The organism is Thermus brevis (assembly GCF_026427635.1).
Classification (GTDB): Bacteria; Deinococcota; Deinococci; order Deinococcales; family Thermaceae; genus Thermus; species Thermus antranikianii.
Window position 1 is genome coordinate 120,995 of the sequence record NZ_CP102606.1, and the last position, 19,830, is coordinate 140,824.

The window sequence follows — 19,830 nt, forward strand, 5'->3', positions numbered from 1 at the left end:
CACCAGGGCGGCTGGTGGGGCCCTTAAACTAAGGGCATGGTCCAGCCCCGGCGCTTCACCCGCGAGGAGTACCACCGCCTCCTGGAAGCCGGCGTGATTCAGGAGGACGAACGGGTGGAGCTCATAGAAGGTACCGTGGTGGAGATGAGCCCCATAGGAAGCCAGCATGCGGCCGTGGTGAAAAGGCTCAATGCCCTCTTCCACCAAACCCTAGCCGACCGGGCCCTGGTGGGAGTACAGGATCCCATTAGGCTTTCCCCCCTCTCCGAACCCCAGCCCGACCTGGTTCTCCTAAGGCCCCGCCCCGACTTCTACGCCCAGGACCACCCCGGTCCGGAGGACATTTTTCTTCTAGTGGGGGTGGACGAGGCTTCCCTAAGCTATGACCGCCAGGTAAAACTTCCCCTTTATGCCCAGGCAGGGATTCCTGAGGTGTGGCTGGTGAACCTCGGGGAAAGGAGGGTGGAAGTTTACCGGAATCCCCTGGGAGGGGTCTACCAGGAGATGCGGGAGCTAGGCCCTGAGGATACCCTATCCCCCATGGCCTTCCCCCAGGTTTCCCTGAAGGTAAGGGAGCTTCTGCCTTGATCCGCATCAAGATCTGCGGCATCACCCGGCTGGAGGACGCCCTTCTGGCGGAAGCCCTGGGGGCCTTCGCCGTGGGATTCGTCTTTGCTCCGGGCTCCAGAAGGCGGGTGGACCTCGAGGTGGCCCGGGCCATCTCGGAGGCTTTGGGCCCCTTTGTGGTTCGGGTAGGGGTCTTCCAAAACCAAGGCCCCGAGGAGGTGCTGAGGCTTGCGGAACGGGCCAGGCTCCAGGTGGTCCAGCTGCATGGCCAGGAGCCTCCGGAGTGGGCAGAGGCCATCGGCAGGCACTTTCCCGTCATCAAGGCCTTTCCCCTAACCGGTCCTGCGGATCCCGGCTGGGCCCAGTACCCCGCAGGCACCCTTCTGCTGGATAGCAAAGCTCCAGGGAGCGGCCAAACCTACCCCAGGGACTGGGCCAAGCCCCTTTTGCAAACGGGAAAGCGCATCATCCTGGCCGGGGGGATAACCCCTGAAAACCTGGAGGAGGTTCTGGCCCTGAGGCCCTACGCCATCGACCTGGCCAGCGGGGTGGAAAGGGCCCCGGGGATAAAGGACGAGGCCAAGCTAAAAGCCCTTTTCGCTAAGGGAAGGATCTGGAATCCCGGCGTATGATGGGAAAGTGATTGGCAGGAAGCATCCCTACTTCCCCTACCTCGAGGCCATGCTGGAAGCCGCCCACCTGGCCAAGGGCATCCACGCCTATTACCAGGCCAAGGGCTTCACCCACGGCACCAAGTCCGGCCCCACCGACCTGGTTACCCAGGCGGACCGGGAATCGGAGGAAGCCATCAAGGAACTTCTCCTCTCCCGCTTCCCCGAGGCGGGCTTCTTGGGGGAAGAGGGGGGAAGCGAGGGGGGCAAGGCCCTCCGCTTCATCGTGGACCCCCTGGACGGCACCGTGAACTACGCCCATGGCTTTCCCTTCTATGGGGTTTCCCTTGCCCTCGAGGTGGAAGGGAAGATCCAGGTGGGGGTGGTGCTGGACACCAGCCGGGACGAGGCCTTTTACGCGGTACGGGGGGAAGGCGCCTTCCTAAACGGCCGGCCCATCCGGGTCACGGAGCGGAAGGAGCTTTTGGGTAGCCTCCTCGCCACGGGGTTTCCCTACGATGTGGCCAAGGACCCGGAAAACCTCACCTACTTTCACCGGGCCCTGTCCAGGGGACTCCTGGTGCGCCGGCCGGGAGCGGCGGCCTTGGACTTGGTTTATGTGGCTGCCGGGAGGCTGGAGGGCTTCTGGGAGGTGAAGCTGAACCCCTGGGATGTGGCCGCAGGCTGGCTCATCGTGGAGGAGGCGGGGGGCAAGGTCACCGACCTGGAAGGAAGGCCCTACCGCCTCGGGCACCGCTACATCGTGGCCACCAACGGCCACATCCATGAGGTCCTCATCCAGACCCTCCTGGCCCAGGGCTAGAATGGAAACCGGTATGGACCTCGAGGCCAAGAAGAAAGTCCTGCGGAGCTTCACCTATGGCCTGTACATCCTGACGGCCCGGGAAGGGGAGGACTACGCCGCTGGCACCGTGAACTGGGTGACCCAGGCCTCCTTCACCCCTCCCCTCATCGCCCTGGGGGTCAAGCGGGATAGCCGCCTGCATGAGCTTATCCAGCGCACGGGCAAGCTGGCCCTCCTGACCTTGGCCCAGGACCAGAAGCAGATCGCCCAGGACTTCTTCAAACCCACGGTGCGGGAGGGAAGCACCCTGAACGGCCATCCCTTTGAACCCTCCCCCACCTTTGGCCTTCCCCTCCTCACCGAGCTTCCCTACTGGCTCGAGGCCGAGGTGCGCCACATCTACGAGGGCGGGGACCACAGCGCGGTGGTGGCCGAGGTGGTGGAGGCCGGGGTGAGGCAGGAGGCCAAGCCCCTCATCATGTGGGACACGGGCTGGTTCTATGGGGGCTAGGGCAGCAAGGCCACGGGTACCTCCAGCCCTTCCGGTAAAAGGAAAGCCCTGACCCCATCGGTGCCGAAGATGACATAGGGCACCCGCCAGCGGGCCTCGCGGATATCGGTGGGGCTGGGGAAGGCAGGCCCCCTGGGATGGGAGTGGTAGATGGCCAGGAGGGCTAGGCCTTCCCTTTCCATCTCCTTTAGGGCCCGAAGCAGGGCCAAGGGCTCGGCCAGATACCCCACCAGAGGCTCTGGGTGGGCGTTGGGCAGGGGAATCACCCTTTCCACCTCCCGCCTCCCCGCCCAAAGCCCCACCCCTTCCCTGGGCGCCTCCTTTTGGAGGTGGGTGCGGGTTTCCTCCAGAAGCCTCCTGGGCACGTAGAGCACTTGGGACAATCGCCCCCTCCTTAGGCCTATACTATGGGCACCAAGAAGGAGGGAAGATGATCCCAGGAACCTCTCCCATCCGAACCGTGGCCCTGGTGGGCCATGCGGGAAGCGGCAAAACCACCTTGACCGAGGCCCTGCTTTTCCGAACCGGGGCCAAGGAACGCATGGGCCGGGTGGAGGACGGCACCACCACCACCGACTACACCCCCGAGGCTAAGCTCCACCGCACCACAGTGCGCACCGGGGTGGCCCCCCTGAAGTACAAGGACCACCGCATCTTCCTCCTGGACGCCCCGGGCTACGGGGATTTCGTGGGGGAGATCAGGGGGGCTTTGGAGGCCGCCGACGCCGCGCTGGTGGCCGTATCCGCGGAAAACGGGGTGCAGGTGGGCACGGAAAGGGCCTGGACTGTGGCCGAGCGGCTTGCTCTTCCCCGCATGGTGGTGGTCACCAAGCTGGACAAGGGCGGGGACTACTACGCCCTTCTGGAGGACCTCCGGGCCACCCTGGGACACATCCTGCCCATCGACCTGCCCCTTTACCAAGGCGGGCGCTGGGTGGGGCTCATCGACGTCTTCCACGGCAAGGCTTACCGGTACGAGAACGGGCAGGAGGTGGAGGTCCCCGTGCCCGAGGAGGAGCGAGAGCGGGCCGAGCGCTTCCGTCAGGAGGTCCTCGAGGCCATCGTGGAAACCGACGAAGCCCTTCTGGAAAAGTACCTGGAGGGGGAAGAGGTGACCGGGGAAGCCCTGGAAAAAGCCTTCCACGAGGCGGTGCGCAAGGGCCTCCTCTACCCGGTGGCCCTGGCCTCAGGTATGGAAGGCATCGGGGTCCTGCCCCTCTTGGACCTGATCCTGGAGGCCTTCCCCTCCCCAGAGGAACGCTTTGGGGAAGGCCCCGCCCTGGCCAAGGTCTTCAAGGTGCAGGTGGACCCCTTCATGGGCCAGGTGGCCTACGTGCGCCTTTACCGGGGCAGGCTGAAGCCCGGGGATACCCTCCAGAGCGAAGCGGGCGCCATCCGCCTTCCCCATCTCTACGTGCCCCTGGGCAAGGACCTCCTGGAGGTGGAGGAGGCGGAAGGAGGGTATATCCTGGGCGTGCCCAAGGCGGAAAACCTCCACCGGGGCATGGTGCTCTGGCAAGGGGAACGGCCGGAAAGCGAGGCGGTACCCTTCGCCCGCCTGCCCGAGCCCAACGTGCCCGTGGCCCTCCGGCCCAAGGGCAAAACCGACGAGGCCAAACTGGGGGAAGCCCTGAGGAAGCTTTTGGAGGAGGACCCAAGCCTCAAGCTGGAGCGCCAGGAGGAGACGGGGGAGTTCCTGCTTTGGGGACACGGGGAGCTTCACCTCGCCACCGCCAAGGAGCGCCTGGCCGACTACGGGGTGGAGGTGGAGTTCTCCGTGCCCAAGGTCCCCTACCGGGAAACCATCCGCAAGGTGGCCGAGGGGCAGGGCAAGTACAAGAAGCAGACCGGGGGGCACGGCCAGTACGGGGATGTGTGGCTGAGGCTGGAACCCGCCCCCGAGTACAGCTTTGAATGGCGCATCACCGGGGGGGTGATCCCCAGCAAGTACCAGGAGGCCATAGAGGAGGGGATCCTCGAGGCGGCCAAAAAGGGGGTCCTGGCGGGCTACCCGGTGATGGGCTTCAAGGCCATCGTCTATAACGGCTCCTACCACGAGGTGGACTCCTCGGACCTCGCCTTCCAGATCGCCGCCAGCATGGCCTTCAAGAAGGTGATGGAGCTGGCAAGCCCGGTTCTTCTGGAACCCATCTACCAGATCAAGGTGATCGCCCCCCAGGAGCGGGTGGGGGATATCCTCTCCGACCTCCAGGCAAGGCGGGGACGCATCCTGGGCATGGAGCAGGAAGGGGCCCTGGCGGCGGTGCGGGCCGAGGTGCCCCTGGCGGAGGTTTTGGAGTACTACAAGGCCCTGCCCAGCCTCACCGGGGGGGCAGGGGCCTACACCCTGGAGTTCAGCCACTACGCGGAGGTACCCCCTCACCTAGCGCAGAAGATCGTGCAGGAGCGCAAGAGCGCTGAGGAAACCTAAGCCTTGGAGGCCATGGCGGAAACCCCTCTTCAAGCGCTTTCCCGGCTCCGGGAGGCCCTGCAGGAAGTCCTCTTCGGCCAGGAGGAGGCCATAGAGGCCCTCCTGGCCACCCTGCTGGCCCGGGGGCACGCCCTTTTGGAAGGTGTTCCGGGCTTGGGAAAAACCCTCCTGGCGGAAAGCTTTGCCAAGGGAAGCGGCCTAAGCTACAAGCGCATCCAGTTCACCCCCGACCTCCTGCCCCAGGACCTCACGGGAAGCGAGGTGTTTCGGGAGGGGCGGTTTGAGTTCGTGAGAGGCCCCCTCTTCGCCCAGGTGGTCCTGGCGGACGAGATCAACCGGGCCCCGCCCAAGGTGCAGTCGGCCCTCCTCGAGGCCATGCAGGAACGGGCGGTGACCGCAGGAGGGGTGCGCTACCCCCTGCCCGAGCCCTTCTTCGTGGTGGCCACACAAAACCCTTTAGAGCTTGAGGGGACCTACCCTCTCCCAGAGGCCCAGCTGGACCGCTTCACCGCCAAAATCCCCTTCCGCCCCCCCAGGCGGGAGGTGTGGCTCAGGATCCTCACGGAGGAACCCCGGATTCCCGAACCCTTGGGGGTGGACTTCCCCAAGGCCCAGGAGGAGGTGCGGGGGATTAGGGTGGCCAGGGAGGCCCTCGAGGCCATCACCCACGTGGCCTTTCTCACCCAGGAGGACCGACGCCTGCGCATGGGCCTCTCCCCCCGCGGGGCCAAGGCCTGGCTGTCCCTGGCCCGGGCCCTGGCCTACCTCAGGGCCAAGCCCCTGGTGGACTGGAAGGAGCTTAGGGACGCAGCCTTCCTGGCCCTTCCCCACCGGCTTTTCCTCACGGAGGAGGCCCTTTACGAGGGGGAAAGCGCCGAGGGAATCCTGAAGGAGCTTCTCAGGAAGGGGGGCATCCCCTAGGAAGGGGGCAGGGTATGCGCTGGATCCGGTTTTTTCACGAGGTGGGCCTGGAGGATGTGCCTTTGGTGGGGGGTAAGAACGCCTCCCTGGGGGAGATGATCCGGGAGCTAAGCCCCCTGGGGGTGAAGGTGCCCGGGGGGTTTGCCACCACCAGCGAGGCCTACTGGCATTTCCTCACGGCCAACGGCCTCAAGGAGGCCATCGCCCAGGAACTTAAGGACCTGGACCCCGATGACCCCATCCTCCTGGCCCGGGCAAGCCGCCGCCTGAGAAACCTGATCCTGAAGGGGGGATATCCCGAGGACCTGGAGAAGGAGATCCGCCAGGCCTACCGAACGCTTTCCCAGGAAGCCGGGGAGGAAGCCCTCCCTGTGGCCGTGCGCAGCAGCGCCACCGCCGAGGACCTTCCCACCGCCAGCTTCGCCGGGCAACAGGAAAGCTACCTCTACGTGCAAGGGGAGGAGGAACTCCTCCTTCATGTGAAGCGGGCCATGGCCAGCCTCTTCACCGCCCGGGCCATCAGCTACCGGGCCCACATGGGCTTTGACCACCTCAAGGTGGCCCTCTCCGTGGGGGTGCAGCGCATGGTGCGGGCGGACACCGCCACAAGCGGGGTGATCTTCACCCTGGACCCCGACACCGGCCACCGGGGCTTCGTCTACATCACCGCCATCTACGGACTGGGGGAGAACATCGTCCAGGGGAGGGTGGGACCCGACGCCTACTACGTGCACAAGGAAACCCTCAAAGCCGGCTACCGGGCCCTGGTCCACAAGAAACTGGGCCCCAAGGAGCTTACCCTGGCCTTTGACCCCAGGGAGGGCCGGCTGAGAAACCGTCCCACCCCTCCTTATCTCCGGAACCAGTTCGCCCTTTCCGAGGATGAGGCCCTCCTCCTGGCCGACTGGTCCATCCGGATTGAGGAGCATTACAGCGGGAAGCGGGGAACTCCCACCCCCATGGACATCGAGTGGGCCAAGGACGGGCCCACGGGGGAGCTTTTCATCCTGCAGGCCCGGCCCGAAACCGTGCACTCCCAGAAGGCCCCGGTGCTCCGCATCCACCGCCTTTTGGAAAGGGGCGAGGTCCTGGCCGAGGGCCTGGCGGTGGGGGAGGCCATCGCCACGGGAAGGGCCCGGGTGCTTAAGGATCCCAAGGAGATGGATCGCTTCCAGGAGGGTGAGGTCCTGGTCACGGAAACCACCAACCCCGACTGGGAGCCCATCATGAAGCGGGCAGCGGCCATCGTCACCGAACGGGGTGGGCGCACCTCCCACGCCGCCATCGTGGCCCGGGAGCTGGGGGTACCGGCGGTGGTGGGGGCGGTGGGGGCCACCCGGCTCATTCCCGAGGGGGAAGAGGTCACGGTCTCCTGCGCTGAGGGGGAGGTGGGGCGCGTCTACCGCGGGGCCCTGGCCTTTGAGGTGGAGGAGGTGCGCCCGGAAACCCTCCCCAGGACCCGCACCCGGATCCTGGTCAACGTGGGTACCCCGGAGGAGGCCCTAAGGGTAAGCCTCCTGCCCACGGACGGGGTGGGGCTATTGCGCATGGAGTTCGTCTTCGCCAGCCACGTGCGCATCCACCCCTTGGCCCTAACCCGCTTCGAAACCCTGCCCGAGAAGGTGCGGCGCCAGGTGGAGGAGCTCACCGAGGCCTACCCCGACAAAAGGGCCTACTTCGTGGATACCCTGGCCCAGGGGATCGGCCTCATCGCCGCGGCCTTTTACCCCAGGCCTGTCCTCCTCCGCTTCTCCGACTTCAAGACCAACGAGTACGCCCGCCTCGTCGGGGGGCACCTCTTTGAGCCCAAGGAGGAAAACCCCATGCTGGGCTGGCGGGGGGCGAGCCGCTACTACCACCCCGACTACAAGGAGGGCTTCCTCCTCGAGGTGGCGGCGGTCAAGAAGGTGCGGGAGGAGATGGGCCTCAAGAACCTCATGGTGATGGTGCCCTTCTGCCGCACCCCCGAGGAGGGGGCCAGGGTTTTGGAGGTGATGGCGGAGGGAGGCTTGAAACGGGGAGAGGAGGGCCTCGAGGTCTACGTGATGGCGGAGATTCCCTCCAATGTCCTCGAGGCTGAGGCCTTCGCCGAGCTCTTTGACGGGTTTTCCATCGGCTCCAACGACCTCACCCAGCTGGCTTTAGGCCTGGACCGGGATTCGGAACGGGTGGCCTGGCTCTTCGACGAAAGGCGGGAAACCGTCAAACTCCTCTCGGCCATGCTCATAGAAAAGGCCCACGCCAAGGGGAAAAAGGTGGGCATCTGCGGCCAGGCCCCTTCCGACTACCCCGAGTTCGCCGCCTTCTTAGTGGCCAAGGGCATCGACTCCCTAAGCCTCAACCCCGACGCCCTCCTGCGCACGGTGAAGAAGGTGGCGGAGATCGAAGCCGCCCTGGGCCCTGGTGCCTGAAGCCCAGGTCAGGGTACGCTGGGGCATGGTCCGCGAACCCTTTAACGCCCTAAGCCATGCCCTGGGGGTGCCCCTAGCCCTTTTGGGAAGCGCCTTCCTCCTTCTCCTCGCCCCCAGGGAGGTTTGGCCCGCTCTCCTCATCTTCGGGCTCACCATGGCCTTCATGTTCGGTGCCAGCACCCTTTACCACGCCCTGCGGGTGGGGGATCGGGCCCTGGCCTGGCTCAGGCGGCTGGACCATGCGGCCATCTTCCTCTTCATCGCCGGAAGCTACACCCCCTTTCTGGTGGAGGGCCTTCAGGAAAGCTGGAAACCCTTCGCCCTGGGCCTGGTGTGGAGCCTGGCCCTCCTGGGGGTGGGCTTCCGCCTCTTCTTCCTCAGGGCACCCCGGTGGCTCTACACCCTGGCCTACCTGGCCCTGGGTTGGCTTTCCGTCTTCTTTCTCCCCAAGCTCCACCTGCCCCTTCCCACCTTCGGCCTCATGGCCCTCTCCGGGGTCTTCTACACCCTGGGAGCCTGGGTGTATGCGAGAAAGAAGCCTGACCCCTGGCCGGGGAAAGTGGGGTTTCACGGCCTGTGGCATCTCCTGGTCCTCCTGGGAAGCCTTTTTATGTACCTGGCGGTTCTAAGCCTGTACACCTAGCTTTCTCATGAGAAAGTGAGTATCCTGGAGGGTATGGAACCTCCCCTCATCCTGATCGTGGAGGACGAAAAGGACATCGCCCGCTTCATCGAGCTGGAACTGCAAGCCGAGGGCTACCGCACCGAGGTGGCCTACGACGGCATCACCGGCCTTTCCCGCTTCCGGGAGGTGAACCCTAACCTGGTGATCCTGGACCTGATGCTTCCCGTCATGGACGGGATCGAGGTGGCCAAGCGCATCCGCAAGACCTCCAACGTCCCCATCCTCATCCTCACCGCCAAGGACCGCATCGAGGACAAGGTGGAGGGCCTGGACGCCGGGGCCGACGACTACCTGGTGAAGCCTTTTTCCATAGAGGAGCTCCTGGCCCGGGTGCGGGCCCACCTGCGCCGGGTGAGCCCCGCCATCACCGGGGAGATCAGGGTGGCGGACCTCATCATCAACCTCGAGGGCCGGGAGGTTTTCCGAAGCGGGCGGCGCATCGAGCTTTCCAACAAGGAGTTCGAGCTCCTGGAACTTCTCGCCAAGAACCCCGGGAAGGTCTTCAGCCGCTACGAGATCGAGGAGAAGGTCTGGCCCGGCTACCAGGGGGGAAGCAACGTGGTGGACGTCTACATCGGCTACCTGCGCAAGAAGCTGGAGGCCGCGGGGGAAAGGCGCCTGATCCACACGGTGCGGGGCGTGGGGTACGTGCTCCGTGAGGATTGACGCATCCCTCCCATGCCCCACCTTGAAGCAGCCCTAAGGGCCTCCTCGCCGGGGTCCCAAAGCCAGGGCAGGGCGGTATGACCCTGCGCTCCCGCATCACCCTCCTCACCGCAGGCCTCCTCCTGGTAACCCTTTTGGTGCTGGGGCTGGCCCTGGAAGGCCTCTTGCGGGGCTTCCTCTACCGCTCCCTGCGCCAGGAGCTTCTGGAGGCCAGCAACCAGGTGGTCCGCCTCCTGAACCTGGGCGGCCAGGCCCTCCTGGAGGCCGGGCTTCCCGCAAGCCTCTATGCGGAGCTCCAGCTTCTTCCCGAGGAAAACCCCGCCCTTCTGGCCCGGGAAGGGGGGATCAGCCTGCAGAAAAGCCCCGCCTTAGGAAGCCAGCGCCTTCTCCTAAAGGAGGCGGACTACCGTACCCTTCTGGAGCGGGGCGAGGCCTGGGCCTACGCCGAGCTGCCGCGGGAAGGACCCCCCTTAAAGCTTCTGGTCTACGCCCGCCGGGTGGAGGTCAACCTGGGGGGAACCGTGTGGCAGGGAGCCCTCTTGGTGGGGAAGCCCGTGGAGAACCTGGAGAGCACCCTCTCCCAGTTCGCCCGCATCTATGCGGGTACGGCGCTTCTCGTGCTCCTCCTCTCCATCCTCCTGGCCAGGAACCTGGTGGCCCGGGCCCTGGAACCCCTGGAATGGGTGGCCCGGCGGGCCGAGGCCATCACCACCCGCCCCGAACCCCTGCCCGAACCCGAGGGGCGGGACGAGGTGGCCACCCTGGTGCGGGCCTTAAACGGCATGCTTTCCCGGATGCAGCAGGCCTTTCTGGCCCAGACCCGCTTCCTCCAGGATGCCTCCCACGAGCTCAGAACCCCCATCACCGCCATTCTGGGCCACGTGGGCTTCCTGCTGCGCCGCACTCCCCTCACCGAGGCCCAGCGGGAGAGCCTCGAGGTGGTGAAGCGGGAAGCGGAGCGCATGGGGAAGCTGGTGTCGGACCTTCTGGAGCTCTCCCAAACCGGTTCCTGGCGCATGGAACCGGCCCCTGTCCGCATCCAAGACCTCCTGGAGGAGGTGAAGGAGGAGTTCGCCAAGAGCTTTGAGGGGGAGATTGAGGTGGAGGCCTCCCCGGAGCTTTGGGTGCAAGGCGACCCGGATCGGCTCCACCAGGTCCTGGCCAACCTCCTCTCCAACGCCATCAAAGCGGGGGCCCGGCACATCTGGCTCAGGGCCTTTGACCTGGGGGAGAAGGTGGTGGTGCGGGTGGAAGACGACGGGGAAGGCATCCCCAAGGAGCACCTTCCCCACCTTTTCGAGCGCTTCTACCGGGTGGACAAGGCCCGGGACCGGGAGCGGGGGGGGTCGGGGCTGGGCCTCGCCATCGTGAAGGCCATCCTCGAGGCCCACGGGGGGGAGATCTGGGTGGAAAGCGAGGTGGGCAAGGGAACGGCCTTCAGCTTCTCCCTTCCTTCAGCCGCGCCACCGCCTCCTCCACGCTGATCTCCCCCCGGCGCAAGGCCTCCAACACCTCAAGCCTGTCTTCCCCTTCCTCTGCGGCCTCGTAGCCCAGGGCCTTGAGGAGAGCGTCCAGCCGCGCCCGCACCGTGGGGTAGGAAACCCCTAGGATCCTCTCCACCTCCTTCAGGTTGCCCCGGGCCTTCACGAAAAGCCGGAGGAAGTCCAGGTGCTCCTTGGAAAGGAGGGCGAACTCGTTCAGCTGGAAGCGGCCGTGCACCTCGGTGCCGCAAGAGGGGCAAAAGAGGGCCTTCACCGCCAAAGGAGCCTCGCAGGCCGGGCACCGCACGGGAACGGGTTTCATCACCATAGCCCCACCTTGATCTCTACTTCCTCCGCCTCCACCTCCAGCAGGGTTAAAGGCGGCAACACCCTAAAGGTCCAAAGGGCACCGAGAGGCAAGGGAATAGGCGCTCCTCCCCGGAAAAGGGCCCGGGTCTTCCACACCCAGAGGGCGAGGAGCAAACCCCACTCCAGGGCGCAAAGGGGAAGGGGGAGGACCAGGGGCAGGGGGAAAGGCCCCCGCACCCGAAGGTAGAGGAACCTGGGGCGCAAAGGGGGCCAAGCTGGCCTCACACCACCTCCACCAGCACCTGCACCGGATTGCCCTCCTCCTCCGCCTCGATCTCCACCAGTTTCCCCTCGGGCACCCCCTCCCGCACCAGGCGCAAGAGGTCCTTCAAATGCACCCCCCGGTCCTCCAGGGTGAGCTTGGCCTCTTCGGGCAGGAACTTCTCCAGAAGCTCCGCCAAGGCCAGGGGAAGGTTCACGTGGACCCGAACCGGCTTCCCCTTGTCGTGGGCCTGGATCCGCACCCTGAGGAGCCTGGCAGGAATCTGCGCCCGGGGCCTGGGTTCCTCCACCGCCTGAAGCAGGGCCAGGGCCTCCTCTACCCCAATCTCGCCGGAACGCACCATCTCCAGAATACGCCGTTTTTCCTCCATCTTATGCCTCCAGTTCCAGATTCCCCATGGCCACCCTGGCCCTGAGCTTGGCCTTCCCCTCTCCCAGGGACCAGCCCCGCCCGCCAGGGGTAGCTACCTGCCGCCAAGGTCCCGCCACCTCGAGGCCCCCCAGGCGCACCTGGGCCTCCACCTCCAGGTCCGAACCCGGCAAAAACCGGAGCTCGGCGTTGCCCGCCCGCACCTCCAGGCGGTGCTCTCCATCCCGAAGGAAAAGGCCTGCTTCCAGGTTGCCTCCCGAGAGGGCCAGGTCCAGGCCCAAAAGCCCATCCCCTTCCAGGTTGGCCCCTAGGGCCCGGCCCTTGAGGACCACCCCGGCAAGCTCCACGTGGCTTCCCTTGGCCAAAAGCAAAACCTCGGCCCCCTCGGGAACCCTAAGCCTCCCCTCGCCCAGGGAAACCCGATAGACCGGGATCCCGCCCTCCTGGGTTACCCCTACACCCTCCGCCTCCAGCCCCTCCAACCCTGCCACCCCCACCACTTCGAGGCTGGCCCCGAAAGCCTGCACCTGAACCCGAAACCCCTGGGGGGCGAAAACCTGGGAAGCCTCCACAGGAGGCCTTTCCCCTCCAGCCAACTCCCTTTCCTCCAGCACGGAAAGAAGCTCCAGGGCCTCCTCCGGGGTAAGGACCCCTTCCCTTACCATCTCCAAAATGCGCCGCTTATCCCCCATAGGAAACCTCCCCAAGCTCCGCCGGAGCCTCAGGGGCAAGCCTCTGGGCCCACCGCAAAAGAACCCGGGCTAGCCTCAGACGCCAGGGAGAACGAAGGGGCTTAAGGAGCCTCTCCCGCTCCGCCTCCAAAAGGAGCTCCTCGTGCCTCCTCTTCCCCGCCCCCGGGTCCCACCATGGGCTCCACATCCTTCACCTCCTTGTGAAGGATTATAAACCGCTTGTTCCAAATCTGTCAAGTTACAATTTCTATATCTAAAACCCCAGGCCCGAAGGATGGCGGGAACCCAGGAAAGGGGCGCCGATGAAGGCGAACAGCAAAAGGGCATAGGCCAGCAGGAGCAGGGCCATGCGCGGGTAGCCCTGAAGCCTCTCCTCGAGGAGGAAGTAAAGGGTGAGGCCCAGCCAGCCCAGGAGCACGGAGATCTCCTTGGGATCCAGGGCCAAAGGGCTACCGAAATACCCCCAGGCCCAGGCCATGCCGCTGGTCAGGCCCAAGGTGGTGGCCAGGTACCCCACCCGAAGGTAGCCCTGCTCCAGCCGCCTCAGGCTCCAAAGGGGGGCGGAAAGCAGGGCCTTTTCCGGCACCGACCGCAGGCGCAGGTCCTGCATGGCGCACATCACCCCTGCCCCCACCCCCACCGCCAGGGCCAGGTAGGCCACCAGGAAGGCCCCGGCGTGCACCAGGGTAAGGAGGAGGGGCAGGCTTCCCCCCGGATGGGGCAGGGCCTTGAGGGCAAAGAGGCCAAGGAGCATGGCCAGGAGAACCAAGTAGCGGCGGAGAGGGGTAAGCCTTGGCCGAAGCAACAAACTCTCCCCCCGTAAGGCCAAGAGCCCCCCCAGGACCAAGGCGGGCTGGGCCGGACCTGAGAAAAACCCCTTGGCAAAGGCATCAGCCAAGGCGGCCCCCAGGTACAGAAAGGCCCCCAGGAAAAGCCCTCGAGGCCAGAACAACCCCACGGCCAGGAGGAGAACCCCCACCAGGGCCAGCAGGGAAACCGCGGTCATAGCCGTGGGGGACGGAAGACCAGAAGCGGGCACTCCCCAGGGCAGGGAGGACCCTGGAGGAACTCCTGGGTCCGGGCCTTTACGGCCTGAATCCAGGGGTGGGCCCTGCGCCCCGCCTCCTTGTGCCAGGTAAGGGGATCGGCCTCCGGGTACTCCCGCACCACCTCCTTATAGGCCAGGCCCTTCAGGGCCCGTATGGCCTCCCGCACCCGGTGGCCCGCATACCACTCCAGGTAATCCCCGATGGCTCCCTCTATGAGGGCCTCCACCTTGGGCACCTCGCCCTGGCGGGCCTTTAGGTTCTTCTCCACCACCCGCTTCAGGTCGTCCAGGTTGTACAGGTAGGCCTGGGGCAGGCGGCCCACCCGGGGGTCGATGTTCCGGGGCAGGGCGATGTCGATGAGGAAAAGGGGCTTGGACCGCCTCGGCAGGTCCTCCGGGCGCACCAGGTAATGGGGGCTGGCGGCGGAAGCCACCACCAGGTCCGCCTGGCGCAGGACCTGGGGAAGAGCCTCGAGGCCATAGGCTTCCCCTCCAAACCGCTCCGCCAGGGCCCTGGCCCTCTCCACCGTGCGGTTCACCACCAAAACCCGGCCCACTCCCTGGGCCTTCAGGTGGGTAAGAAAGAGCTCCGCCATCTCCCCCGCCCCCAAAACCGCCACGGCAAGGCCCGTGAGGTCCCCGTACACCGCCAGGGCCAGGTCCAAGGCCGCGTAGGCCACGCTCACCGCTCCCGCCCCGATGCCGGTTTCGCTCCGGGCCCGCTTGCCCAGGGCGATGGCGGACTGGAAGGCCTTCTCCAATAGGCTTTCCGTGGCCCCATATTTCCGGGCCAGGAAGAGGGCCTCCCGCACCTGCCCCAGGATCTGCGCCTCTCCCATCACCAAGGAGTCCAGGCCCGCCGCCACCCGGAAGAGATGCCGCAGGGCCTCTATTCCCTCCTTCTGGTAAAGGTGGTGGGCCTCCACCCCCCGCGCAAGGAGGAGGGCTTTGGCCTCCTTGGGGCTTCCCACCCCGTAGATTTCCGTGCGGTTGCAGGTGGAAAGCACCACCGCCCTGCCCAGGGTGCGCAGGGCCGCCGGCAGGGCCACCGCTGGGTCCAGGGCCGCCCGCTCCCGCACCTCCACGGGGGCGGTCTTGTGGGAAAGGCCCACCAGGTAAAGGGGCAGGGCCATAGTCTTTAGACAGTATACGCCACCCGGGTAGGGACAAGAATCCCCCTTAGGGGCTAACCCTTAACCGAAGCCCTATGAGAGCGCCCGAAGTATGGCCTGGAAAAGCCCTTCTAGGCCCGGCTCCGCCGCCTCCCACACGGCAAAGCCCAGCCGCCCGGCCTCTTCCGCCGTGCTGGGGCCGATGCAGGCCGCCTTGGGCCTCCTAGGGGTCTTTAGGGCGTAGGCCCTGGCGGCGCTTGGGCTGAAGAAGGCCACCACCTGGGCCCTTTCCAAAAGCGCCAGCTCCTCAGGGGAAAGCTCCCTCTCCCGGGTAGCGTACACCTCCAATCGCTCCACCGCCACCCCCCGGGCCCCGAGGCCTTCCTCCAAATCCTTCCCCGCCAGATCCCCCGCCACGAAGAGCACCCTTTGGGCTGGGGGAAAGGCCGCCGCCAGGTCCTTGGCCGTGGCCCGGGGAGGGACGAAGGCAGGGGATAGCCCCCCCTGGCGCAGCACCTCCCCCGTCCCTTCCCCCACCGCCGCCACCTTGAGAAGGGGCCTTTCCGCCTTTTCCCAGGCCCAAAGGAGCCTCTTAGCCCCCTCTTTGGAGGTGACCGCCACCCAGTCCGCCTGGAGGAGTCTTCCGGGAAGGACCTCGAGGCCCGGCAGGTCCACCTGCTCCAAAAGGGCCACCTCCGCCGCCTCAATCCCCAAGGCGCGGAGCCGGTCCAATAGCCCCTTATCCTTCCCGCGGGTGAGCAGGACCACGGCCTTTAAGGACCTTGTGAAAGAGCTTCATGGCGGCCAAGGCCCGGGGGAAGCCCAGGAAAAGAGCAGACTGCAGGATGGTTTCCCGTACCTCCTCCTCGGTGGCGCCTACCCGTAAAGCCCCCTCCAGATGGGTGGCCAGCTCCTTAGGGCTACCCAGGGCGATCAGGGCGGTGATGGCCAGGAGTTCCCGGGTTTTTAGGTCCAGCCCCGGCCGGGCCAGGACCTCCTCGTAGGCGAAGTCCCGGATGTAGCGGAAAAGATCCTCGTCCACCTCCTTCAGACTTGCCTCAATGGCCCCTTGCTTCTCCCCCCAGATGGCCTGCCGCACGCTCATGGCAGGTAGTCTAACACCCCCTCCAGCCGGTGGAGGGCCTGGGGGTTCTCCCCCAGGGGGTCAAAGAGGAGGGGTTTAACCCCAGCCCCCTTGGCCCCGACCCAATCGGCCTCCGAATCCCCCACGTGCACCGCCTCCTCGGGAGCCACGCCCAAGGCCTCGAGGGCCTCCTGGAAAAGCCTGGGGTCGGGCTTGGCCACCCCGGAAAGGGCGCTCACCGAAAGGTGCTGGAAGTAGGGCCTTAAGCCCACCACCTCCAGGATCTCCGGCAAGGTGGCATCCCAGTTGGACACCACCGCCAGGGCATAGCCCCGCTCCTTCAGGGCCTGTAAGGTGGCCTCGGCCCCGGGCACCACGGGCCAGAACCGGGGGTTCCTCCAGTTTTCCACCAGCTCCCGGCTCAGGGCCTCGGCGTGCTCCTCGAGGCCCATCCCCGTAAAGAGCCTCCGGTGGAACTCCCGCCAAAGCCCCAAGGCGGTTTCCAGATCCCGGGCCTCTAGATGATGGTCCTCATAGAAGCGAAAAGCCGCCAAGGCCGCCGCCTTGGGATCCCTCCTGGGCTTAAGGCCCCGTTCCTCCAAAAAAGGCAGGAGCCAAAACCGGGGGCTTGCCAGGATCAGGGTGTTGCCCACATCAAAGAGCACCGCCCGGGTCATGAACCCAGTGTATACCCTGGCTTCTCTAACGGGTGTCTAACCTCCACCTGCTATGGTTTTTATAGCAACAGGAGGTGGTAAGGCATGCGATGGCTGGTATGGACCCTGGTATTGCTGGTTCCCAGCCTGGCCCAAAGCTTTGAGGTGGTTTCCGGGGAAGCCCGCTACCGGGTGCGGGAACAGCTAGTGCAGGTGGGCATCGCCGATGCCGTGGGCACCACCCAGGCGGTGAAGGGGCAGGTGGCCCTCCAGGGCACCAGGGCCACGGGGGAGTTCGTGGTGGACCTGAGGGAACTCCGAAGCGACCAGCAGCGGCGGGATAACTACCTCAGGCAAAACACCTTGCAAACGGACCGCTTCCCCACCGCCACCTTCCGGCCCAAGGAGGTGAAGGGCCTTCCCAGCCCCCTGCCCCAAAGGGGCAGGTTCCCCGTGCAGGTGGTGGGGGACCTCACCATCCGGGACGTGACCCAGGAGGTGGTGTGGGAGGGGGAGGCGGAGTTTGCGGGGGAAGAAGTGAGGGTTCGGCTTAAGACCGAGTTCCCCTTTGAACGGTTCCAGCTCACCCAGCCCCGGGTGCCCATCCTCCTCAGCGTGGAAAACCGCATCCGGCTGGAGGTGGACCTCAGCCTGAGGCGAAAATGAAACGGCGCACCCTGTTAGGATTTTTCCTCTCCCTCTGGCGCGGGCCCAGTGCCCGCCCACCCCGGCCCTCACGGAAGGGCCCTACTACCTTAGGGAGGTACCCCGGCGGAGGGACCTGAGGGAAGGGCTTCCCGGAATCCCCCTTCGGCTTACCCTCCGGGTGCAGGACCACACCTGCCAGCCCCTTGGGGGCGTGCGGGTGGACCTCTGGCACACGGATGCCCTGGGGCGCTACTCGGGGGTGAACGCCCCCGGGGTCTTCTGCCGGGGCTGGCAGCCCACGGACAACCAGGGCCAGGTGGAGTTTCTCACCCTCTTTCCCGGCTGGTACCCAAGCCGCACCCCCCACCTGCACCTCCGGGTGGAGGCGGGAGGCAGAAGCTTCGCCACCCAGCTTTTCTTCCCCGAGGAAGTCCAGCGCCAGGTCTACGCCCAACCCCCCTACGCGGAAAGGGGGATGCCCCGGATCGGCAACCGCCAGGACATGATCTTCCGGGCCGACCTCCTCCTGGCCCTGAAGCCCGAAGGAGAGGGTTATGGGGGAAGCTTCGTCCTTACCCTGCCCTTTTAGTACCCTTAAAGCATGGTCCCCCGTTACCAGACCCCGGAGCTGGCCGAGCTATGGTCGGAGGAAAACCGCTACCGCATGTGGGCGTTGGTGGAGGCCTATGCCCTCGAGGCCTGGGAGGCCCTGGGCCAGGTGCCCAAAGGGCTTTCCCAAAGGCTTCTTGCGCACCTCAAGGAGCATCCCCTGGACGCCCGCTTCGCCCAGAGGGTGGCGGAGCTGGAGGAGGTCACCCGCCACGACCTGGTGGCCTTCACCCGGGCCCTGGTGGAGTGGACCGGGGACGAGGAGGTGGGGCGCTACCTGCACCTGGGCCTCACCAGCTCGGACATCGTGGACACCGCGCAAAACGCCCTTTTGGTGAGGGCCTTGGACCTGATCCTCGAGGAGCTATCCGGGGTCCAGGAGGAGCTCAAGCGCCTGGCCCTCCGCTACAAGCACACCCCGGCCATCGCCCGCACCCACGGGGTCCACGCCGAGCCCACCAGCTTCGGCCTCCGCTTCCTGAGCTTTTACGCCGCCTTTCAGCGGGACAGGGAACGGCTTGAGCGCGCCCAGAAGACCATCGGGGTGGCCATGCTCTCGGGCTCGGTGGGGAACTACGCCCACATCCCCCCGGAGGTGGAGGCCCACGTGGCCCGGCGGCTTGGCCTTAGTCCAGAACCCCTCTCCACCCAGGTGGTGCCCCGGGACCGGCACGCGGAGGTGCTGGCCGCCCTGGCCATCCTGGGGGGGAACCTGGAGCGGGTGGCGGTGGAGCTTCGCCACCTCCAGCGCACAGAGGTACTGGAAGCCCAGGAGCCTTTCCGGGAAGGCCAGACGGGAAGTTCCAGCATGCCCCACAAGAAAAACCCCGTGGGTTTGGAAAACCTCACCGGGATGGCCAGGCTCCTTCGGGGATACCTGGGCCCCTCCCTGGAAAACATCGCCCTGTGGCACGAAAGGGACATCTCCCATTCCTCCGTGGAACGGGTGATCCTCCCCGACGCCACCACCGCCAGCCACTACGCCCTAAGGCGGTTAAAGGGCATCCTGGGAGGCCTGGTGATCTATGAGGAAAATCTTCAGAAAAACCTGGACCTCACCCGGGGCCTGGTCTACTCCCAGCAGGTGCTGAACGCCCTCATCGCCCAGGGCCTTCCCCGGGACAGGGCCTACGCCATCGTGCAACGCAACGCTCTAAGAAGCTGGGAGGAGGGCCTTAGCTTCGCCCAGCTTTTGGAAGAGGACCCGGAAAACCCCCTCAAGGGGGAAAGGCTTAGGGCCCTCTTTGACCCTGCGCCCTTCCTAAAGCACGTGGACGCCATCTACGCCCGCTTTGGGCTTTGAGGGGAAAACCGTTACCACAAAGGGGCCAGCTGGAGGGCGAAGCCCGGGAGTTCCGGTTCCAGGGAAAGGGTGTCCACACCCTCAAAGCGCTCCGGCTCCTTTCCCGGCCTGTACACCTCCACGGTCCGGGTATAAGGGTCCACCAGCACCCCCAGGCGCGCTCCCTCCCTAAGGTAAAGGGCCATCTTGGCCCTGAGCTCCTCTACCCCTTGCGAGGAGGAGCGCACCTCAAAGACCACGTCCGGGACCAAAGGAGGAAACCCTTCCTTCTCCTCCTCCGACAGAGCCTCCCACCGCTTTTTTTCCACCCAAGAAGCATCCGGGGACAGGATGGCCCCGCCCGGCAACTTGAACCCCGTGGAGGCGTCAAAGACCACCCCCAGACCCCTTTCCTCGTTCCAGCGGGCCAGCTGATACGCCAGCTGGAGGCTCCGCCGACCACTTTGCCCTCCTGTGGGACTCACCCAAAGCCTCCCCTCCGGCGACCGCTCAAACTGGTAGCCGGGATTGCGCTCCGAAAGCAGCCAAAGCTCCCTTTCCCCGATGGGGCGCAGAAGGTCCAGGGATAGGGCCATACCTTCCTCATTGTGGCACCCTCCGGGCTTAAAATGAAGGCTGGAGGGGACCA

General features: G+C 65.8%; 24 protein-coding genes and 1 pseudogene. 13 read left to right on the forward strand and 12 right to left on the reverse strand.

Annotated features, from left to right (window positions below; translation table 11 throughout):
* Positions 1 to 36: 36 nt before the first annotated feature.
* Genes KQ693_RS00670 through KQ693_RS00685 form a run of 4 tightly spaced genes read left to right on the forward strand, consistent with a single transcriptional unit; the run spans position 37 to position 2,494 of the window.
* Positions 37 to 588: a Uma2 family endonuclease gene (locus tag KQ693_RS00670; protein WP_267261618.1), complete on the forward strand. Its 552-nt coding sequence runs from the start codon at positions 37 to 39 to the stop codon at positions 586 to 588.
* A complete protein-coding gene (locus KQ693_RS00675) occupies positions 588 to 1,199 on the forward strand; it encodes a phosphoribosylanthranilate isomerase (RefSeq protein WP_267262393.1) in 612 nt (203 codons plus the stop codon). Before KQ693_RS00670 ends, KQ693_RS00675 begins: the two co-directional genes overlap by 1 nt.
* A 7-nt stretch (positions 1,200 to 1,206) precedes the next feature.
* On the forward strand, positions 1,207 to 2,001 hold the full coding sequence (locus KQ693_RS00680) for an inositol monophosphatase family protein (RefSeq protein WP_267261619.1): 795 nt from the start codon (positions 1,207 to 1,209) through the stop codon (positions 1,999 to 2,001).
* Positions 2,002 to 2,014: 13 nt separating this feature from the next.
* Positions 2,015 to 2,494: a flavin reductase family protein gene (locus tag KQ693_RS00685; RefSeq protein WP_267261620.1), complete on the forward strand. Its 480-nt coding sequence runs from the start codon at positions 2,015 to 2,017 to the stop codon at positions 2,492 to 2,494.
* Here the strand turns inward: KQ693_RS00685 and KQ693_RS00690 are convergent.
* Positions 2,491 to 2,877, reverse strand: a complete 387-nt coding sequence (locus tag KQ693_RS00690; protein WP_019550842.1) for a M67 family metallopeptidase — start codon at positions 2,875 to 2,877, stop codon at positions 2,491 to 2,493. The genes KQ693_RS00685 and KQ693_RS00690 overlap by 4 nt on opposite strands.
* Positions 2,878 to 2,924: 47 nt before the next feature.
* On the opposite strand from KQ693_RS00690, the gene KQ693_RS00695 reads away from it, so the two are divergent.
* From KQ693_RS00695 to KQ693_RS00720, 6 genes are all read left to right on the forward strand, one after another.
* Positions 2,925 to 4,925 (forward strand): elongation factor G, encoded by a 2,001-nt coding sequence (locus KQ693_RS00695; protein WP_267261621.1) that lies wholly within the window; start codon positions 2,925 to 2,927, stop codon positions 4,923 to 4,925.
* Between the two features lie 12 nt (positions 4,926 to 4,937).
* The gene (locus tag KQ693_RS00700) at positions 4,938 to 5,846 is read left to right on the forward strand and encodes an AAA family ATPase (RefSeq protein WP_267261622.1); all 909 of its coding nucleotides are present in this window, start codon (positions 4,938 to 4,940) and stop codon (positions 5,844 to 5,846) included.
* 14 nt (positions 5,847 to 5,860) lie between these two features.
* Positions 5,861 to 8,257: a phosphoenolpyruvate synthase gene (gene ppsA / locus KQ693_RS00705; protein WP_267261623.1), complete on the forward strand. Its 2,397-nt coding sequence runs from the start codon at positions 5,861 to 5,863 to the stop codon at positions 8,255 to 8,257.
* Positions 8,258 to 8,282: 25 nt separating this feature from the next.
* A complete protein-coding gene (gene trhA, locus KQ693_RS00710) occupies positions 8,283 to 8,900 on the forward strand; it encodes a PAQR family membrane homeostasis protein TrhA (RefSeq protein ID WP_267261624.1) in 618 nt (205 codons plus the stop codon).
* 33 nt (positions 8,901 to 8,933) lie between these two features.
* Positions 8,934 to 9,608, forward strand: a complete 675-nt coding sequence (locus KQ693_RS00715) for a response regulator transcription factor (RefSeq protein ID WP_015718029.1) — start codon at positions 8,934 to 8,936, stop codon at positions 9,606 to 9,608.
* Positions 9,609 to 9,685: 77 nt separating this feature from the next.
* The gene (locus tag KQ693_RS00720; RefSeq protein WP_219759662.1) at positions 9,686 to 11,092 is read left to right on the forward strand and encodes a sensor histidine kinase; all 1,407 of its coding nucleotides are present in this window, start codon (positions 9,686 to 9,688) and stop codon (positions 11,090 to 11,092) included.
* On the opposite strand, the gene KQ693_RS00725 is transcribed toward KQ693_RS00720, so the two are convergent.
* The 10 genes from KQ693_RS00725 to KQ693_RS00770 all read right to left on the reverse strand — a co-directional run bounded on the left by KQ693_RS00725 (position 11,046) and on the right by KQ693_RS00770 (position 16,663).
* Positions 11,046 to 11,417, reverse strand: coding sequence for a DUF2089 domain-containing protein (locus KQ693_RS00725; protein WP_015718031.1), 372 nt, complete (start codon positions 11,415 to 11,417; stop codon positions 11,046 to 11,048). The genes KQ693_RS00720 and KQ693_RS00725 overlap by 47 nt on opposite strands.
* Complete coding sequence (locus tag KQ693_RS00730; protein ID WP_267261625.1) at positions 11,411 to 11,683, reverse strand: hypothetical protein; 273 nt, start codon at positions 11,681 to 11,683, stop codon at positions 11,411 to 11,413. Before KQ693_RS00730 ends, KQ693_RS00725 begins: the two co-directional genes overlap by 7 nt.
* Complete coding sequence (locus tag KQ693_RS00735) at positions 11,680 to 12,051, reverse strand: SHOCT-like domain-containing protein (protein WP_054392177.1); 372 nt, start codon at positions 12,049 to 12,051, stop codon at positions 11,680 to 11,682. The genes KQ693_RS00730 and KQ693_RS00735 overlap by 4 nt, the downstream gene beginning before the upstream one ends.
* A 1-nt stretch (position 12,052) precedes the next feature.
* A complete protein-coding gene (locus KQ693_RS00740; RefSeq protein WP_267261626.1) occupies positions 12,053 to 12,742 on the reverse strand; it encodes an SHOCT-like domain-containing protein in 690 nt (229 codons plus the stop codon).
* A complete protein-coding gene (locus tag KQ693_RS00745) occupies positions 12,732 to 12,929 on the reverse strand; it encodes a hypothetical protein (protein WP_219759665.1) in 198 nt (65 codons plus the stop codon). The genes KQ693_RS00740 and KQ693_RS00745 overlap by 11 nt, the downstream gene beginning before the upstream one ends.
* Positions 12,930 to 12,995: 66 nt before the next feature.
* Positions 12,996 to 13,748, reverse strand: a complete 753-nt coding sequence (gene ccsA / locus KQ693_RS00750) for a cytochrome c biogenesis protein CcsA (RefSeq protein WP_015718036.1) — start codon at positions 13,746 to 13,748, stop codon at positions 12,996 to 12,998.
* Complete coding sequence (gene hemA / locus KQ693_RS00755) at positions 13,745 to 14,923, reverse strand: glutamyl-tRNA reductase (protein WP_267261627.1); 1,179 nt, start codon at positions 14,921 to 14,923, stop codon at positions 13,745 to 13,747. The genes ccsA and hemA overlap by 4 nt, the downstream gene beginning before the upstream one ends.
* 72 nt (positions 14,924 to 14,995) lie before the next feature.
* Positions 14,996 to 15,670, reverse strand: a complete 675-nt coding sequence (locus KQ693_RS00760) for a uroporphyrinogen-III synthase (protein WP_267261628.1) — start codon at positions 15,668 to 15,670, stop codon at positions 14,996 to 14,998.
* A complete protein-coding gene (locus tag KQ693_RS00765; protein WP_028493502.1) occupies positions 15,642 to 16,007 on the reverse strand; it encodes a carboxymuconolactone decarboxylase family protein in 366 nt (121 codons plus the stop codon). Before KQ693_RS00765 ends, KQ693_RS00760 begins: the two co-directional genes overlap by 29 nt.
* Positions 16,004 to 16,663, reverse strand: coding sequence for an HAD family hydrolase (locus KQ693_RS00770; protein ID WP_038070405.1), 660 nt, complete (start codon positions 16,661 to 16,663; stop codon positions 16,004 to 16,006). The genes KQ693_RS00765 and KQ693_RS00770 overlap by 4 nt, the downstream gene beginning before the upstream one ends.
* A gap of 84 nt (positions 16,664 to 16,747) precedes the next feature.
* Between KQ693_RS00770 and KQ693_RS00775 the strand changes: the two genes are divergently transcribed.
* The 3 genes and pseudogenes from KQ693_RS00775 (at position 16,748) to purB (ending at position 19,202) form a co-directional block, all read left to right on the forward strand.
* Complete coding sequence (locus KQ693_RS00775; protein WP_267261629.1) at positions 16,748 to 17,308, forward strand: YceI family protein; 561 nt, start codon at positions 16,748 to 16,750, stop codon at positions 17,306 to 17,308.
* Positions 17,305 to 17,879 (forward strand): annotated as a pseudogene (locus KQ693_RS00780) (intradiol ring-cleavage dioxygenase). Before KQ693_RS00775 ends, KQ693_RS00780 begins: the two are co-directional and overlap by 4 nt.
* A gap of 12 nt (positions 17,880 to 17,891) precedes the next feature.
* Positions 17,892 to 19,202 (forward strand): adenylosuccinate lyase, encoded by a 1,311-nt coding sequence (gene purB, locus KQ693_RS00785; protein ID WP_267261630.1) that lies wholly within the window; start codon positions 17,892 to 17,894, stop codon positions 19,200 to 19,202.
* 11 nt (positions 19,203 to 19,213) lie between these two features.
* On the opposite strand, the gene KQ693_RS00790 is transcribed toward purB, so the two are convergent.
* A complete protein-coding gene (locus tag KQ693_RS00790; protein WP_267261631.1) occupies positions 19,214 to 19,777 on the reverse strand; it encodes a Uma2 family endonuclease in 564 nt (187 codons plus the stop codon).
* Between the last annotated feature and the right edge of the window lie 53 nt (positions 19,778 to 19,830).

Bases quoted from the DNA above. Each gene is read 5' to 3' on its own strand.
- ppsA (WP_267261623.1), top strand. From the start codon at position 5,861: ATGCGCTGGATCCGGTTTTTTCACGAGGTGGGCCTGGAGGATGTGCCT.
- KQ693_RS00765 (WP_028493502.1), bottom strand. From the start codon at position 16,007: ATGAGCGTGCGGCAGGCCATCTGGGGGGAGAAGCAAGGGGCCATTGAG.
- KQ693_RS00735 (WP_054392177.1), bottom strand. From the start codon at position 12,051: ATGGAGGAAAAACGGCGTATTCTGGAGATGGTGCGTTCCGGCGAGATT.
- KQ693_RS00745 (WP_219759665.1), bottom strand. From the start codon at position 12,929: ATGTGGAGCCCATGGTGGGACCCGGGGGCGGGGAAGAGGAGGCACGAG.
- trhA (WP_267261624.1), top strand. From the start codon at position 8,283: ATGGTCCGCGAACCCTTTAACGCCCTAAGCCATGCCCTGGGGGTGCCC.
- ccsA (WP_015718036.1), bottom strand. From the start codon at position 13,748: ATGACCGCGGTTTCCCTGCTGGCCCTGGTGGGGGTTCTCCTCCTGGCC.
- KQ693_RS00775 (WP_267261629.1), top strand. From the start codon at position 16,748: ATGCGATGGCTGGTATGGACCCTGGTATTGCTGGTTCCCAGCCTGGCC.
- KQ693_RS00670 (WP_267261618.1), top strand. From the start codon at position 37: ATGGTCCAGCCCCGGCGCTTCACCCGCGAGGAGTACCACCGCCTCCTG.
- KQ693_RS00740 (WP_267261626.1), bottom strand. From the start codon at position 12,742: ATGGGGGATAAGCGGCGCATTTTGGAGATGGTAAGGGAAGGGGTCCTT.
- KQ693_RS00700 (WP_267261622.1), top strand. From the start codon at position 4,938: ATGGCGGAAACCCCTCTTCAAGCGCTTTCCCGGCTCCGGGAGGCCCTG.
- hemA (WP_267261627.1), bottom strand. From the start codon at position 14,923: ATGGCCCTGCCCCTTTACCTGGTGGGCCTTTCCCACAAGACCGCCCCC.
- KQ693_RS00770 (WP_038070405.1), bottom strand. From the start codon at position 16,663: ATGACCCGGGCGGTGCTCTTTGATGTGGGCAACACCCTGATCCTGGCA.
- KQ693_RS00715 (WP_015718029.1), top strand. From the start codon at position 8,934: ATGGAACCTCCCCTCATCCTGATCGTGGAGGACGAAAAGGACATCGCC.
- KQ693_RS00790 (WP_267261631.1), bottom strand. From the start codon at position 19,777: ATGGCCCTATCCCTGGACCTTCTGCGCCCCATCGGGGAAAGGGAGCTT.
- KQ693_RS00720 (WP_219759662.1), top strand. From the start codon at position 9,686: ATGACCCTGCGCTCCCGCATCACCCTCCTCACCGCAGGCCTCCTCCTG.
- purB (WP_267261630.1), top strand. From the start codon at position 17,892: ATGGTCCCCCGTTACCAGACCCCGGAGCTGGCCGAGCTATGGTCGGAG.
- KQ693_RS00695 (WP_267261621.1), top strand. From the start codon at position 2,925: ATGATCCCAGGAACCTCTCCCATCCGAACCGTGGCCCTGGTGGGCCAT.
- KQ693_RS00725 (WP_015718031.1), bottom strand. From the start codon at position 11,417: ATGGTGATGAAACCCGTTCCCGTGCGGTGCCCGGCCTGCGAGGCTCCT.
- KQ693_RS00685 (WP_267261620.1), top strand. From the start codon at position 2,015: ATGGACCTCGAGGCCAAGAAGAAAGTCCTGCGGAGCTTCACCTATGGC.